The 14,379-nt window shown below is 54.0% G+C and carries 13 protein-coding genes; 11 read left to right on the top strand and 2 right to left on the bottom strand.

The genetic code is table 11. The annotated features are described in order from the left end of the window. Positions 1–181: 181 nt before the first annotated feature. On the bottom strand, positions 182–1,156 hold the full coding sequence (locus tag H522_RS0106680; RefSeq protein ID WP_026961727.1) for a hypothetical protein: 975 nt from the start codon (positions 1,154–1,156) through the stop codon (positions 182–184). A gap of 200 nt (positions 1,157–1,356) precedes the next feature. Here H522_RS0106680 and H522_RS0106685 point away from each other — a divergent pair, with 200 nt between their 5' ends. The 10 genes from H522_RS0106685 to melA all read left to right on the top strand — a co-directional run bounded on the left by H522_RS0106685 (position 1,357) and on the right by melA (position 13,735). Next, the gene (locus H522_RS0106685; RefSeq protein ID WP_026961728.1) at positions 1,357–2,493 is read left to right on the top strand and encodes a zinc-dependent alcohol dehydrogenase; all 1,137 of its coding nucleotides are present in this window, start codon (positions 1,357–1,359) and stop codon (positions 2,491–2,493) included. Between the two features lie 134 nt (positions 2,494–2,627). Next, a complete protein-coding gene (locus H522_RS0106690; protein WP_051343985.1) occupies positions 2,628–4,133 on the top strand; it encodes a PTS mannitol transporter subunit IIBC in 1,506 nt (501 codons plus the stop codon). Positions 4,134–4,138: 5 nt separating this feature from the next. Next, entirely contained in the window at positions 4,139–6,268 is a 2,130-nt protein-coding gene (locus H522_RS0106695; RefSeq protein WP_026961730.1) for a BglG family transcription antiterminator, read from the top strand. Between the two features lie 5 nt (positions 6,269–6,273). After that, positions 6,274–6,708 (top strand): PTS mannitol transporter subunit IIA, encoded by a 435-nt coding sequence (locus H522_RS0106700; RefSeq protein WP_026961731.1) that lies wholly within the window; start codon positions 6,274–6,276, stop codon positions 6,706–6,708. Further along, positions 6,708–7,868, top strand: coding sequence for a mannitol-1-phosphate 5-dehydrogenase (locus H522_RS0106705; protein WP_035452946.1), 1,161 nt, complete (start codon positions 6,708–6,710; stop codon positions 7,866–7,868). The genes H522_RS0106700 and H522_RS0106705 overlap by 1 nt, the downstream gene beginning before the upstream one ends. Before the next feature lie 207 nt (positions 7,869–8,075). Next, positions 8,076–9,074 carry a LacI family DNA-binding transcriptional regulator gene (locus tag H522_RS0106710; protein ID WP_026961733.1) on the top strand — a complete coding sequence of 333 codons (999 nt, stop codon included), beginning with the start codon at positions 8,076–8,078 and terminating at the stop codon, positions 9,072–9,074. A gap of 51 nt (positions 9,075–9,125) precedes the next feature. Next, positions 9,126–9,953, top strand: a complete 828-nt coding sequence (locus H522_RS0106715) for a carbohydrate ABC transporter permease (RefSeq protein ID WP_245578043.1) — start codon at positions 9,126–9,128, stop codon at positions 9,951–9,953. Positions 9,954–10,032: 79 nt separating this feature from the next. After that, positions 10,033–11,391, top strand: a complete 1,359-nt coding sequence (locus H522_RS0106720; RefSeq protein WP_245578044.1) for an ABC transporter substrate-binding protein — start codon at positions 10,033–10,035, stop codon at positions 11,389–11,391. A gap of 77 nt (positions 11,392–11,468) precedes the next feature. Then, positions 11,469–12,395: a carbohydrate ABC transporter permease gene (locus tag H522_RS0106725; RefSeq protein WP_081411956.1), complete on the top strand. Its 927-nt coding sequence runs from the start codon at positions 11,469–11,471 to the stop codon at positions 12,393–12,395. Between the two features lie 41 nt (positions 12,396–12,436). Then, positions 12,437–13,735: an alpha-glucosidase/alpha-galactosidase gene (gene melA, locus H522_RS0106730; protein ID WP_026961737.1), complete on the top strand. Its 1,299-nt coding sequence runs from the start codon at positions 12,437–12,439 to the stop codon at positions 13,733–13,735. Positions 13,736–14,003: 268 nt separating this feature from the next. On the opposite strand, the gene H522_RS22310 is transcribed toward melA, so the two are convergent. Then, positions 14,004–14,135, bottom strand: coding sequence for a hypothetical protein (locus H522_RS22310; RefSeq protein WP_281173080.1), 132 nt, complete (start codon positions 14,133–14,135; stop codon positions 14,004–14,006). 65 nt (positions 14,136–14,200) lie between these two features. On the opposite strand from H522_RS22310, the gene H522_RS21450 reads away from it, so the two are divergent. Beyond that, complete coding sequence (locus tag H522_RS21450; protein WP_155836235.1) at positions 14,201–14,368, top strand: hypothetical protein; 168 nt, start codon at positions 14,201–14,203, stop codon at positions 14,366–14,368. Positions 14,369–14,379 lie beyond the last annotated feature (11 nt).

The following is a 14,379-nucleotide window of genomic DNA, read 5'->3' on the forward strand; positions in this document are numbered from 1 at the left end:
CGGGGCTATTCGGCAGGCTCAATCTCGAAGCCGAAATCCTCAATCATCCTCCAATCGGCCTCGGCCGCCTGTCCTGGTGTGGTGAGGTAATCCCCATCGTCAAAACAAACATACAAACACGACAAGGGCTGCCCCCGTCTAGCGACGGGGTTGGGGCAGCCCGTTCTTGCCGTGCAAGCTGTTACTGATATGAACGGCTGTTATAGTTCGTCTGGCTTGGACCCCGGCGGTCGGTTGCCTGGTGGTCCGCCTGCAGAACCTGCTGTACACCCGCGTTAGACCCAAACGACTGCCCATACTGGGCGTTCGACGCCGGGGTGTGGTAGTTTCCAGCCACCTGCGTGTTGTAGTTGGTGTAGCTGGGGCCCTCCCGCCGGTCGGTGGCCGCGGTGCGGTCCGCCTGCATGACCTGGCTAATTCCTGCACTGTTCACCTGCTGTCCATACTGACCCGCCTGTGCGCCGTAGGCGTTGCTGTGCCCGGTCGATTGGGTGTTGTAGTTGGTGTAGCTGGGCCCTTCCCGCCGGTCGGTGGCCGCGGTGCGGTCCGCCTGCATGACCTGGCTAATTCCTGCACTGTTCACCTGCTGTCCATACTGACCCGCCTGTGCGCCGTAGGCGTTGCTGTGCCCGGCCGATTGGGTGTTGTAGTTCGTGTAGCTGGGACCCTCCCGCCGGTCGGTGGCCGCGGTGCGATCCGCCTGCATCACCTGGCTAATTCCTGCACTGTTCACCTGCTGTCCATACTGACCCGCCTGTGCGCCGTAGGCATTGCTGTACCCGGCCGATTGAGTGTTGTAGTTCGTGTAGCTGGGTCCCTCGCGCCGGTCGGTGGCCGCGGTGCGATCCGCCTGCATGACCTGTTGAATGGTGGACGACGAAAAACCGGGCGGCTGATACGCCTGCCCCGCATACGTCGCTGACGCGTATCCACCAAACTGGCTGCTTGCTTGTGCACCCGATTGTTGAATCGCCTGTGCCACGCGGTCGCACAGCTGCACGCACTGTTGCAGCTGCTGAGCCGCCTGGGACTCGCGGGACGCCATCGTGGCGCCAGTGGGCGACTGATGCAGCATTTGCGCATTCTGCTGCTCATTAGCCGCCAATTGCTGACAAATTGCGCGAATCTGCTGTAGTTCTTGCAGAGCCTGATGCATTCCTAGTCCTCCCCTTGTAGAATGCGAGATCCATTAGACCTCTTCCCTAATCTGCGCGTGACCTGGAATCTTATGCAGGACACGGCACCACCTCGTATTCCAGTTCCATCCATGTAGACTTCCGTAGAAAGCCCACATGTTTCCGCAACAAGAGGTACACCTTATTGAGGGAATTTATGGCGTGCAAAGAGGGGATGAATTTGAAGGCCGTCACGTTTCAGGCACCTAAACAGGTGCAGGTCAAAGATATGCCCGATCCAGGTATCGAGAAACCGGACGATATTATCGTACGGATCACGAAGACTGCTATTTGTGGGTCCGACTTACACCTTTTACACGGGATGATTCCCAATCTTCATCCCGATACGGTGATTGGGCATGAGCCGATGGGCATCGTCGAGGAAGTAGGGCCAGAGGTCGAGCGGGTCAAGAAGGGAGACCGGGTGGTCATTCCGTTTAACATCGCCTGTGGGCATTGCTTTTATTGTCGGCGTGGGCTCGAAAGCCAGTGTGACCATGCCAATCCGCATGGGGATAGTGGCGCGTATTTCGGGTACTCCGAAACGTTTGGCGGTTATGAAGGCGGACAGGCTGAGTATCTACGCGTCCCGTTTGCGAACTTTGTCCCGTTCGTTGTTCCACCAGACTGTGAACTGCCGGATGAATACTTGCTGTTTCTCTCGGACGTTTTGCCCACGGCCCTTTGGAGTGTCGAGAACGCCGGCGTGAAACATCACGATACGGTGGTCATCCTGGGCTGTGGTCCGATCGGCCTAATGGCGCAAAAGTTTGCCTGGTGGGCAGGGGCGAAACGCGTGATTGCACTCGATTACCTTCCGTACCGGCTTGAACATGCCCATCGCATCAACCAGGTGGAGACGTTGAACATTGAGGAGGAAGAAAACATCGGCACCTACGTGAAGGAAATGACGCATGGTGGGGCCGACGTGGTGATTGACTGCGTCGGCATGGACGGCAAAATGACAGTCGTCGAGAAGGTCGAATCCCTGCTCAAATTGCAGGGTGGAACCTTGGGAGCGATTCAAATAGCCGCCCAGGCGGTGCGCAAGGGCGGCACGATTCAGCTCACGGGTGTCTACGGGATGCGGTATAACGCGTTTCCGCTCGGCGATTTATTCGCCCGCAACATCACGCTCAAGATGGGGCAAGCCCCCGTAATCCGAAGAATGGAACGACTGTACAAGATGGTGGCCGACGGTCGGATTGACCCTACCGACATCATCACCCACCGACTTCCCCTGGCCGAAGCCGAAGAAGCATACCGTTTGTTTGATGGCAAAGAGGATGGGTGCATCAAAGTGGTCCTTAGCCCTTAACCAGTTCTTCAGTTTTGTCGCAATAGCCCGCGTCAGACCTGAATTTGTTTGTATTGACCCCTCTTCCGACCCCTCGTAGAGTAGACATGTGGCGGATTTGTGTCACAGGTTCAACCATGAAGGGGGTTTCAATGATGGCGGTTCCAGCGACAGCAATGCCAGGGTCAGACGCCGGGGCCCGTACCGCTTTACAGCGATTTGGTGGTTTTCTGGCCGGCATGGTGATGCCGAATATCGGCGCATTTATCGCCTGGGGACTCATTACGGCATTCTTTATTCCAACCGGTTGGCTGCCCAATCCAAAACTGGCGCAGTTGGTGACACCGTTTGTCAACTTCTTGATTCCGTTACTCATCGGGTATACGGGCGGTAAGCTGGTGCACGGAGAGCGCGGCGGCGTGGTAGGCGCTATCGCCACGGCTGGGGTGGCCGTCGGATCGGCCGTGCCGATGTTCATAGGCGCGATGATCATGGGGCCTTTGGCTGGGTATCTAATGAAAACGTTTGATAGCGCGGTTAAAGATCGCATTCCGGCCGGCTTCGAGATGTTGGTCAACACGTTCTCCGCGGGCATTCTCGGTGGTATATTGGCGATTTTGGCGTTTTTGGTCGTAGAGCCTGTCATGACGGCCTTATCGGTTGCTCTGGGGGCTGCGGCCCAGTGGGTGACCTCGATTCATCTGTTGCCGTTGATAGCGATTTTCATTGAGCCGGGAAAGATTCTATTTCTGAACAACGCTATCAATCACGGCATTCTCGATCCGCTCGGGCTTCAGCAGGCGAAGCAGACAGGGAAGTCTATCTTCTTCTTACTGGAGACGGATCCGGGTCCGGGGTTGGGCATCTTGCTCTCCTATTGGCTGTTTGGCAAAGGAAACGCTAAGCTGTCTGCTCCAGGTGCAATTTTGATTGAGTTTTTCGGCGGGATTCACGAAATTTACTTTCCCTACGTTTTGATGAAGCCGATTCTTGTCTTGGCGGTAATTGGCGGCGGCATTGCGGCGGACGCCACTTTCATGTGGACAGGAGCAGGGCTGGTGGCCACTGCCTCGCCAGGAAGCATCATCGCAGAAATTATGATGTCCCCGCGCGGCGGACTGCTGCCGGTCTTGTTTGGCATCTTTGTCGGCGCGGCGGTCTCGTTCCTCATCGCAAGCCTGCTCCTGCGTACAGTCAAAGGTGAGGAAGGAAATCTGGATGAAGCGAAGCAGCGGGTACGCGGGATGAAGCTGCAGAGTAAGGGCATGGTGGTGCCGGCTCGCGCGGAAGGTGTCAGGTCGGTTTCTGAGGCTGCTGTGGACTCGCCGACGATGAAACGCACCGTGACCGAGACGGGGACTCGTACCCTCGACCGTATACCCGACAAGGTGGTGTTTGCTTGTGAGGCGGGCATGGGTTCCAGTGCGATGGGGGCCTCAATTCTCAAAAAGCGCCTGCAGGCTGCTGGCTTCAAGATGGACGTGAGCCACGTTCCGGTCAATCAAATTCCATCGGATGCCACGGTCGTCTTTACGCAGCAGAGTCTGGCCGGGCGTGCCCGCCAGGTGGTTCCACAGGCGAAGATTTATGTCATCGACAATTTTTTGGACAAGGCCACATATGATTCGTTCGTCGAAGATTTGAAACGCATTTCGGAGTGATGCCCATGAATCGGCACCTGTCGGCCCGGCAGTCGTTCGTCCTGCGAGCCGCGGCGGAGCCGCGGGGAGTCGATGTGGAGTCAGTGGCGCAGCAGCTGGGCGTCAGTCGCAGGACCTTGCAGCGTGACCTAAGAGCAGTACAGGCGTACTTAGAGCCGTTTGGAGTCAAGCTGGTGAGCGACGAGGTTGGGGTTTGGCGCCTGGCCGGTTCCCGGCAGGCCGTGGTGGATGCGGTCTCGGGAATCCCGCGCAAGGCACAGCCCGTACCCTTAAATCCTTCGGATCGGACCTGGCTGGCTGCGGTCGAACTTTTGACGGCTGATGGACCTGTTAAGTTGGCCTATCTCAGCCGTCGAATGAACCTGGCGCCGGCAAGCATCAGCCACCTGCTCGACGGGCTGGAAGATTGGTTTGCCCAGTATGGCCTCCATTTGATTCGGCGCCGCGGGTACGGCGTTGAGGTGACCGGGGACGAGCGCCAGCGACGGATGGCCCTCGTCGAGCTGATTCACACCGGTACTCAGACGCGTTTTTTGCTCACGTTGGCGCATCGTGAAGCGGCACAAGCGTCCTCAACGCCCGCCGAGGAAGGAACCAAGGCGTCCGGCGACGCCCAGTGGCAGTTTTTAATCCGTTACTTAGGAATCAATGAGGTCACACGCGCCTATGAGGTTGTCAAGTGCGAGCTTTCTTCGTTCGATCCGCCCTTGGACGAGGCGGGCTTTTCTGCGTTCCTGCTGCACGTCCTGATTGTCCTCGCCCGACTGCGGGACGGTCAGGTCCTGCCGGAACGGTACGACATCGGACAAGCCCGTGACGCGGCGGCCGGCCGCGACCGGAAGGTCGTCGCTCGTATTCTAAAGCGCTTGGCGCCGGAAGCCAGTGGCCTTGACGCAGAAATTGACGACCTCGCGATGCATTTGCGCGGGGCAAAGGTACAGTTGACGGAACAGAATCTCCTCCTACCGGCCAACGTGACGGAACTCCAGTTTGCGCACCGGCTGGCTGAATCCATCGGCAAGCGGCTGAATTTCCCGCTGGAGGCGGACAAGCAATTTACGGTGGGGCTGGCCCAACACCTGGAGCCGGCCATGCACAGGATGGCGACCGGTCTGTCTATCCGTAATCCGCTGCTGGATGAGGTTCGTCACCGCTACCCGGACGTATACGCCGCTGCCTTTGCGGCCTGCCGCGAAGTGTTTGTCGATGCCGGTTTTGTTGTGCCCGAGGCGGAGGTGGGCTACATTGCGATGCACGCCGGTGCTGCTCTGGAACGCTGGCGTGTTCACCAGCGCCCGCGTGTACGCATTGTCTGTCCCAATGGAATCAGCTCTGCTGAACTGTTGGCCAGCCGTATCCGCGCCGAGTTGCCGCAGCTAGAAATTGTCGGCATTGGGGCCCTGTGCGGTGGCAATGAGGTGGATTGTGACTTCATCCTGAGCACGGTGCCGTGGAGTTCTGAACAGGGGGTGCCGATTGTCGTGGTCTCGCCGTTTCTCCCGCCGGAGGATGTCGACCGCGTCCGGGAGGAGGCAGCTGTTATATCCGCAGAACGGTCAGAGGAAACCGCGTTCCACAGAGGGACATCCGTAATACGAGCGGATCGCCCGCGGGTACGTGCATTCCGGACCGTCTCCGCTCCGTCGGCCCACGCCGTGCAGGAACGGTGGGGTGTTCACGATTGTCCGACCGTCCGGGTGGACGTTTGGGAAAGCCATTCCCCTGGGATTCAAGCATTGGTGCAAGAGATTGCCGGACGGGTGGAGGAATCGGCTGACAGTGTGGCCGAGGTGCAAGAGGCACTCTGGCAGCGAGAAAGGCAAGGAAGCGTCATCCTTCCCGGAGCTGGGCTGGCCTTGTTGCACGCCCGTGTCGGTAGCCTCCACCGTCCGTATGTGGGTGTGGTCCGCCTATCGAGTCCCCTCTTGATGGCAGGGGTCGGCGGACAAGCAGAACCGGTACGCACCGTACTTGTGCTACTGGCGCGGGCGGATGAACCCCCAGAGGTGTTGTTGCAGCTCGGACAGCTCAGCCGTGCCCTGGTGGAGGACCCCAAATGGGTCATGGCCTTGCATACAGCGGATGCTGCAACCCTGACCGTCGAAGCAAATCGAATGATGAAGAAGCGGGAGTGAGAGGTATGATGGAACTTTCGGAAAAAGACATTCTTGTAGGCCTTGCTCGGGAAGGGAAGTATGAAGCCATTCGCCGGGTGGGACAGCAGCTGGTTGACAACGGGTATGTGGAGGCCGGCTATATTGACGGCATGATTGCCCGTGAAGACAGCCTGACCACATATATCGGCAATGGCGTCGCTATTCCACACGGTCTGCCTGAATCGATGCCCTTCATTCGTGAATCTGGAATCGTGCTTGCCCAATATCCGGAGGGTGTGGATTTCGGCAGCGGTAATGTAGCCCGTCTGGTCATAGGCATCGCGGGGCGCGGTGACGAACATGTAGAGGTCCTCGGCAAGATTGCGAATGTGTGCCTGGAGAACGAGAATGTGAAGGCCATGGCCACGGCAACCGATGCCCGGCAAATCCTCGACATTCTCCGGAGGGAGGGCCTCTGATGAAGGCGGTCCACTTTGGCGCCGGCAATATCGGGCGTGGGTTCATTGGACAACTCCTTCATCAATCCGGCTACGACCTGGTGTTCGCCGATGTGGCGGAAGGGTTGGTTGAGGAGATCAACCGCCGCGGTCGCTACCGTGTCTGCATCGTCGGCGACACTCTGCAAACGGAATGGGTGGACGGGGTTCGTGCGGTCCGGCTGAACTCGGGCGAGTGTGTGGATGACGTCGTTATGGCCGATATAATTACCACCGCGGTCGGTGTTGGAAACTTGTCCGCAGTGGCGGATGTGTTGGCGGAAGCTATTCGCCGCCGCGCGGCCGCCGGCCACGTAAACGTGCAAAACGTACTGGCCTGTGAGAATGCGTTGTATGCGACACAGCAGCTGAAAGAGGCTGTCTTCGCCAAGCTGAATGACTCGTTGCGCCAGTTTGCAGAGACATACATCGGTTTTGCCAACGTTGCGGTTGACCGGATTGCGCCCAATCACCGTCCCGATACGAATACGGAGCCGCTGGATGCGTACGTGGAGCCGTTCTTTGAGTGGGACATAGAACGTTCTGCCCTCAGAGGCAACCTCCGGATTCAGGGGGCGCACCTGGTTGACGAGTTAGGCCCGTATTTGGAACGCAAACTGTTTTTACTCAACGGGGCCCATGCGATTCTGGCTTACGTTGGTTATTTATACGGCTGTCGGACGATTGACGAAGCGGCTGCTCACCCAGCCGCCGCAGCGGTTGCCCAGGGTGCCCAGGCTGAAGTTATAGCGGCGATGGCGCGGAAACACGCGGCTACCTTCTCGGCCAATGACCTGATCACGTACGCGGACAAGGCATTCGTACGTTTTCGCAATCCGTACCTCGGTGACGAAACCGTACGCGTCGGGCGCGATCCCATCCGTAAGCTGGGCCCCAATGACCGTCTCGTCGCACCTTTGCAGCTCTGCCAGCGCTACGACCTACCGTTTGACCATATGGTAACCGGTATTGCAGCTGGCTATCGCTTCGACTACCCGGGCGATCCGGAAGCTGAGCAACTGCAGAAGATGATTCGTGAGCAAGGGCTGGCTGCGACGATTCGGGTCGTGAGTGGTATCGAGGACAGTAGGGTTTCAAGTCGTATCGCAAGCGCATATGAGGTCTTTTCTTCCGCCGAATAAATCTTCATAAAACGGTGGCCAACACTGGACTGACATATTCGTAGTTGCAGTGTTGGCCGCTAACAAGGATTTGCCTCTAGCGTGCCTCTTCGACAATCATCCATTTGCAAAAAACAAAAAATTTACTTGACGTGAAATTAAAATTAGCGATAAAATGTATTCGTAATTTAGTAATCTCAATAAAGCCTTCGTGGAGTGTATCCAGGTATGACTACGATGCGGGATGTAGCGGAACTTGCGAATGTGTCGACAGCAGTGGTTTCCCGCGTGCTGAATGGCGACCGTACTTTGGCGGTATCGGATAATACCCGTCAGCGCGTTTTGGAAGCGGCAAAAAAGTTGAATTATCGAGTAAAAACAAGACGTCGTTTAAGTAAAAATAAGGACTCGCAATCTCTCGATCGCATTGCTATCATCCGGTTTCAATCGGAAGAGATGGAAAAGGAAGATCCATATTTTTCATATATTCAAAGGGGCATTGAGCTAGAGGCGCTGAGACTCGGGACCGTTGTCCACACCTACCATTGGAACGACGAAGAACTTGGACTTAAGCAAAAAGCTTCCGATTACGACGGAATTATTGTCGTGAATGGCGATAATTTCAATCCCGAATGCCTAGGCGCGAAACGACTCACGTTTGTCGATTATTGCCCAGATGTGAACCGTTATACCTCGGTCGTGGTGGACTTTAACCAGGCCACAAGAACTGTTTTACAACACCTCGTCCAATTAGGACATGAGAAGATTGGATTCATAGGAGGAGGGAGGCCGTTCGGTAAGGATCCCAGACACTTGGCGTACGAATCCTTCATGAGAGAGATTTGTAGATTTTCCGAGGATGATATTTTTATCGGTGATTGGGCCATGGGTTCGGGCTATGAGTGTATGATGGAGGCTTTAAGCAAGAGTAATCGACCAACCGCATTTTTCGTCGCGAGTGATCCAATGGCGATTGGGGCACTTCGAGCCATTCACGAGTGTGGGCTAAAGGTGCCTACCGACATCGCGGTGGTCGGGTTTGACGACATCGAAACCGCAGCGTACGTATCCCCCTCACTGACGACCATTCATGTGAACACAGAGTTGATGGGTAGGTTGGCAGTTCGCTTGTTGCAAAGACCCTTGGATGAGGACGTCCCGGTTCAAGTCCATGTCCCTTTTCACTTAGTGATTCGAGAGACTTGCGGTGGAGCTGCCGATTGTTGAGGTATCAACGGGTGAATCCGATGAATCCGCTTCCAGAATGAGGTGTTGACGATGGCTATAAGGCGTGGATTGAAAATGGCCCTGATTTACGCGGTACTCATCATCGGTGCCTGCATCTCTGTCTTTCCCTATGTATGGGCGGTATTAACCTCGCTCAAGCCAGCCAATGACGTGTTCGGCGCAGGGTTCTTAGGTTTACCAAGCCATTTCGAGTGGTCGAACTACACGCATGTTTTCACTTCGGTACCGTTGCTCCGTTATTTACTAAACACCTTCCTCGTCGCGATTTGCAGTGTACTCGGTCAGCTAATCTTCGGATCATTAGCTGCGTACGCTTTTGCAAGAATGCGCTTTCGGGGTAAAAACATCATCTTTTTAGGGTATCTTAGTACCTTGATGATCCCAAATATCGTGACTTTAATCCCGCTGTTTATTCTCATAAAGCAACTCGGATGGATTAACACATACTACGGATTGATTGCCCCGACTGCGCTCGGTACACCGGTAGGCATCTTCCTACTGAGACAATTCTTCTTAACAATTCCGGTTGAGCTCGAAGAAGCCATGCGGATTGACGGTGCGGGTGTCATGCGGATCTTCGCCCAGCTTATCTTACCGCTCAGTAAACCGATTTTAGCCACATTGGCCATTATTACGTTCGTGGCATCATGGAATAACTTCTTATGGCCCTTGATTGTAACCAATTCGGACAACATGAAGCTTATCAGCGTTGGTATCGCGTCCTTTCAGCTGCAATACGGAGCCCAATGGAACTATATGATGGCTGCGGCGACGATTGCGCTGTTACCCCTCATCATTCTATTTATTGTATTTCAAAGAAGGATTATCGAGTCCATTCAAATCACTGGACTGAAGTAGAGGAGGGATAAATCCAATCTACGGTACCAGCTATAGGTAGTCGTGGCAACAGCAATCTTAAACGAAATGGGGGATTCGTGTGAAGAGGATTGCAAAGATTGGGATTTTAGCAGGCGTATCTGCAATTTTAATGGGTGGCGTTGCGGCTTGTGGGTCTTCAACGAGTAACAGTGGTTCATCCAGCGGCAACGGTAAGGTGACGTTGACGTACATGTTATGGGATCCGAATGAGGAAGTTGGATACAAGAAATCCATTGCCGAGTTCGAGAAAAAGCACCCCAATATTCAAGTGAATATTGAGCAGTATCCATGGGCCCAGTATTGGCAAAAACTCCAAACCGAAATGGCGGCGGGAACAGCTCCGGATGTATTTTGGGACCATGTCACGTATTTCCCTACGTTCGTGAAGAACGGACAGTTACTTGATTTATCACCGTATATCAAACAAGACCACGTGGATACATCGATTTATTACCCGCAACTATTGAAACAGTACCAATATAACGGAGGCACGTACGGCCTTCCGAAGGATTGGGATACCATCGCCATTTTCTACAACAAAGATATGTTCAAAAAGGAGGGCGTGCCCGCTCCCACAAACCTCACCTGGAATCCAACGGACGGAGGTAGTTTAGTAAAAGTAGCTGAAAAAATGACTATAGACAACAACGGAAAACATCCTGGAGACCCAGGGTTCGATCCGAACCACGTCAAACAATACGGATTTATGGCGTATAACTCGAATCAGTCGTTCTATTATAACTTCATGGCCGAGAATGGGGCAAAGATCATTAACAAACAGTTTGGCAATAAGCTGTTGTTTGACAGTCCGCAAGGCATTCAAGCCATGCAGGGCATTATGGACATGATAAATAAGTACCACATAAGCCCACCTGGCGCTGAGGGAACCAATGCCAATGGGAATGCGAATGCACAAAAACTATTTGAGCAGGGCAAGTTGGCAATGTATATGGATGGGGACTGGAATTTGACACCGGTTGTATCGTCGTGCAAATTTCACGTGGGTGTAGCCCTCTTACCCATAGGCCCGCAGGGCAGGGTGTCGGTGATGAATGGACTCTCGGATGCAATTTATGCCCACACGAAACACCCAAAGGAAGCGTGGGAACTGGAAAAGTGGTTGGCCAGCCCACAATCTGAAAGGATTTTGGCAAGCGGCGGTTATGTATGGCCGGGCATTCAAAAGCTGGCACCTTTGTTTGCGGATTCGTGGCAGAAGAGAGGAGTGGATGTAACTCCGTTTCTTGAAGAATCCAAGGGCAAAACCATCAGTTTCCCAATCACGTTCAACTGGGGCCAGGCAGATACAGCCATTAACAAGGAGTTTGACCTAATGTGGTTGGGTAAGGTCTCGCCGTCCGAGGCCGTGAAAACTGCCGTTCAGCAAGCAAACGCTGCGCTGCAAGGCAATCAATAAGTCCAAGGTACCTGTGGAAGGTCCGGATTTCCTCAATCGTCATCCGGGGAGTCCGGACCATGAAAGGGGTTGCCACAATGAAGTCTCTTACAGTGCAGAGTGTTCCTGTTTCCGCAGCCGCTAAGGACCGCTCGCGTTGGCACTTTGCCGTACCCTACCTCTTTATCGGTCCGAGCTTCATCGGTTTGCTCGCGTTTCTCCTATTACCGGCCTTAGCGGCAATCGTAATCAGCTTCTTTGATTGGAACATGCTGACCAGACCGAAGTTCATCGGGCTACAAAACTATGTAAGCATCTTCCATAATAAGGCCGCGCTGCAGGCCATGTTGATTACCGTTTACTACGTCGTTCTGAACATCCCCATACAGACGGTGTTGGCCATTCTCCTGGCTCTCCTATTAAATCGCCGTATCCGCGGAATGGCCTTCTTTCGCGCCGTGTACGTGTTACCATGGCTTGCCGCTCCAGTGGCGATTTCCGTTGTGTGGCAATGGATTTTTGATCCAACTTCAGGTGTGTTAAACTCGTTTCTTCAGGTATTCGGAGTCTCGAAACAAGGTTGGCTATCGTCGCCTGCGGAAGCGCTACCTTGTGTGGCGGCAGTGAACATATGGCAGTGGACCGGGTACAATATGCTGTTTTTCTTAGCCGGTCTACAAGGAATTCCGAAATATTTATATGAAGCGGCAGAACTGGACGGTTCAGGGCCCGTACGGACATTTTTTTCGATTACACTCCCCCTTTTGCGTCCAACCACCTTGTTCGTACTTGTAACGAGTGTTATCGGATCGTTCCAAGTGTTCGACACGGTATATGTGATGACGCAGGGCGGGCCAGGTACCGCCACGAATGTGTATAACTTCTATATCTTTCAACAAGGGTTTCAGTTTTTCCACATGGGATATGCATCCGCACTTTCTGTAATTCTGTTTCTTGTCATCTTAATCGTGACGCTTGTGCAAATGAAATACGTGGGAAATCGAACAACGTACGATTTGAGTTGAATCCTACCGTCGATGTGTACAGATGACCAGGAGGGACAACCATGAATAAGATTACATTTCTAGGTGCCGGGAGCACAGTTTTTGCGAAAAATGTGCTGGGTGACTGCATGCTCAGCCCAGCGCTGCAGGACTTCGAGTTCGCGTTGTTCGATATCGACCTAGAGCGTTTGCGCGATAGCGAAATGATGCTGTTGAACCTAAAAGAGAACCTAGGCAGTCGTGTTTCCGTTCGTGCTTATACGGATCGTAAAGAGGCTTTACGGGGTGCGAAATACGTCATCAACGCGATTCAGGTCGGTGGCTACGATCCGTGCACAATCACGGACTTCGAAGTACCGAAGAAATACGGCCTACGGCAAACCATTGCGGACACGGTGGGGATAGGCGGTATTTTTCGTAACTTGAGGACGATACCGGTCATGCTTGAGTTCGCAGAAGACATACACGAGGTTTGTCCAGACGCGTTGTTTCTCAACTATACGAACCCGATGGCTGTATTAACCAACGTCATGAATACCTACGGTCAGGTGAAAACCGTTGGGTTGTGTCATAGTGTGCAGGTATGTGTTCCACATTTGTTCAAAAAGCTCGGTATGGATGCAACGGGTGTAGACTATAAAATCGCGGGTATCAACCATATGGCTTGGTTGTTAGAGGTAAAACGCGACGGTGTCGATCTTTATCCGGAGATCAAAGCGCGTGCGCGGGAGCTGCAAAAAACAAAGCATGACGATATGGTTCGGTTCGAACTCATGTTCCGATTCGGATATTATGTGACCGAATCGTCGGAACATAACGCTGAATATCACCCATACTTTATTAAGCGTAACTACCCAGAGTTGATAGACCGCTTCAACATTCCTTTGGACGAATACCCACGCCGCTGTCTTGATCAAATCGAGCGGTGGAAATCAATGCGTGATGAACTGGTTCAGAATCGCAACCTGACTCATGAACGTACACATGAATATGCCTCGTATATCCTTGAAGCCATCGAAACCAATCAACCCTATAAGATTGGCGGCAATGTCATGAACACTGGACTCATTACCAATCTGCCGAAGGAGGCCTGCGTAGAAGTTCCTTGTTTGGTCGATGGAAGTGGTATTACGCCGACGTACGTAGGGGATTTACCGCCTCAGTGTGCTGCACTCAACCGCACGAATATCAACACGCAACTTCTTACCATTGAGGCGGCGATAACGCGCAAAAAGGAGTACATTTATCAGGCAGCTCTCTTAGACCCGCACACGGCCGCAGAGTTGTCGATTGACGATATCGTCTCACTATGTGACGACCTGATTGAGGCACACGGAGATTGGCTACCGAAATTCCATTGAACGATGCGAGGGATATAGCCTAAACCATGTAAATACAAATTCAGACAACTTCTCTGACCCACATTTCGCGTGCCGAGTCGGGCGTGCAATGTGGGTTGGAGCCCGGGCCAGCAGGAGCGGCCGTCTGAGGCTATGCATGGTCTCGTGCCGAGACTCGACCCGGTCGTACTGTGTTTGTCGTAAGTATCTCTAGCACTATTCGGTAGCTCTTGCAGCCTGTTGTGTAACCGCCCCTACATATACCGATTGCGGCCGAGGAGGAAAACTTTCATCGCACGGCGGACAGGCTGTACCTCGCGCAGCCTACCGTGACCATGCAAATCAAAAACTCGAACAGGAATGGGGTGTCCGCCTGTTCGAACGCCGCGGCCGCCTGGTTCACCTCAGTGCAGCCGGCCATCGCCGACTCCGCCGGGTCAGGCCGCTTCTTGCCGCCTATGAGGAGAGTCTGGAGGATCTGGCGCGTTGGCAGTAGGGCTACAAGGAGCGCATCACTCTCGCTGTGTCGCTGCTCCGGACGATTGGCTTCGCGACTACACCGTACTGACACACAGTCATCCCGAGTACTGGGATGACCTGCTGCTCGCCTTACGGCGTCTATATCCGGCCATCCGCACCGTGATGTGGCAGTGATGCAAGGAGCG

The organism is Alicyclobacillus herbarius DSM 13609 (assembly GCF_000430585.1).
Lineage (GTDB): Bacteria > Bacillota > Bacilli > Alicyclobacillales > Alicyclobacillaceae > Alicyclobacillus_G > Alicyclobacillus_G herbarius.

Coding starts and splice junctions, on each gene's coding strand:
- H522_RS0106680 (WP_026961727.1), bottom strand. CDS start 1,156: ATGCATCAGGCTCTGCAAGAACTACAGCAGATTCGCGCAATTTGTCAG.
- H522_RS0106690 (WP_051343985.1), top strand. CDS start 2,628: ATGGCGGTTCCAGCGACAGCAATGCCAGGGTCAGACGCCGGGGCCCGT.
- H522_RS0106715 (WP_245578043.1), top strand. CDS start 9,126: ATGGCTATAAGGCGTGGATTGAAAATGGCCCTGATTTACGCGGTACTC.
- melA (WP_026961737.1), top strand. CDS start 12,437: ATGAATAAGATTACATTTCTAGGTGCCGGGAGCACAGTTTTTGCGAAA.
- H522_RS0106695 (WP_026961730.1), top strand. CDS start 4,139: ATGAATCGGCACCTGTCGGCCCGGCAGTCGTTCGTCCTGCGAGCCGCG.
- H522_RS0106705 (WP_035452946.1), top strand. CDS start 6,708: ATGAAGGCGGTCCACTTTGGCGCCGGCAATATCGGGCGTGGGTTCATT.
- H522_RS0106710 (WP_026961733.1), top strand. CDS start 8,076: ATGACTACGATGCGGGATGTAGCGGAACTTGCGAATGTGTCGACAGCA.
- H522_RS0106725 (WP_081411956.1), top strand. CDS start 11,469: ATGAAGTCTCTTACAGTGCAGAGTGTTCCTGTTTCCGCAGCCGCTAAG.
- H522_RS0106700 (WP_026961731.1), top strand. CDS start 6,274: ATGATGGAACTTTCGGAAAAAGACATTCTTGTAGGCCTTGCTCGGGAA.
- H522_RS22310 (WP_281173080.1), bottom strand. CDS start 14,135: ATGGCCGGCTGCACTGAGGTGAACCAGGCGGCCGCGGCGTTCGAACAG.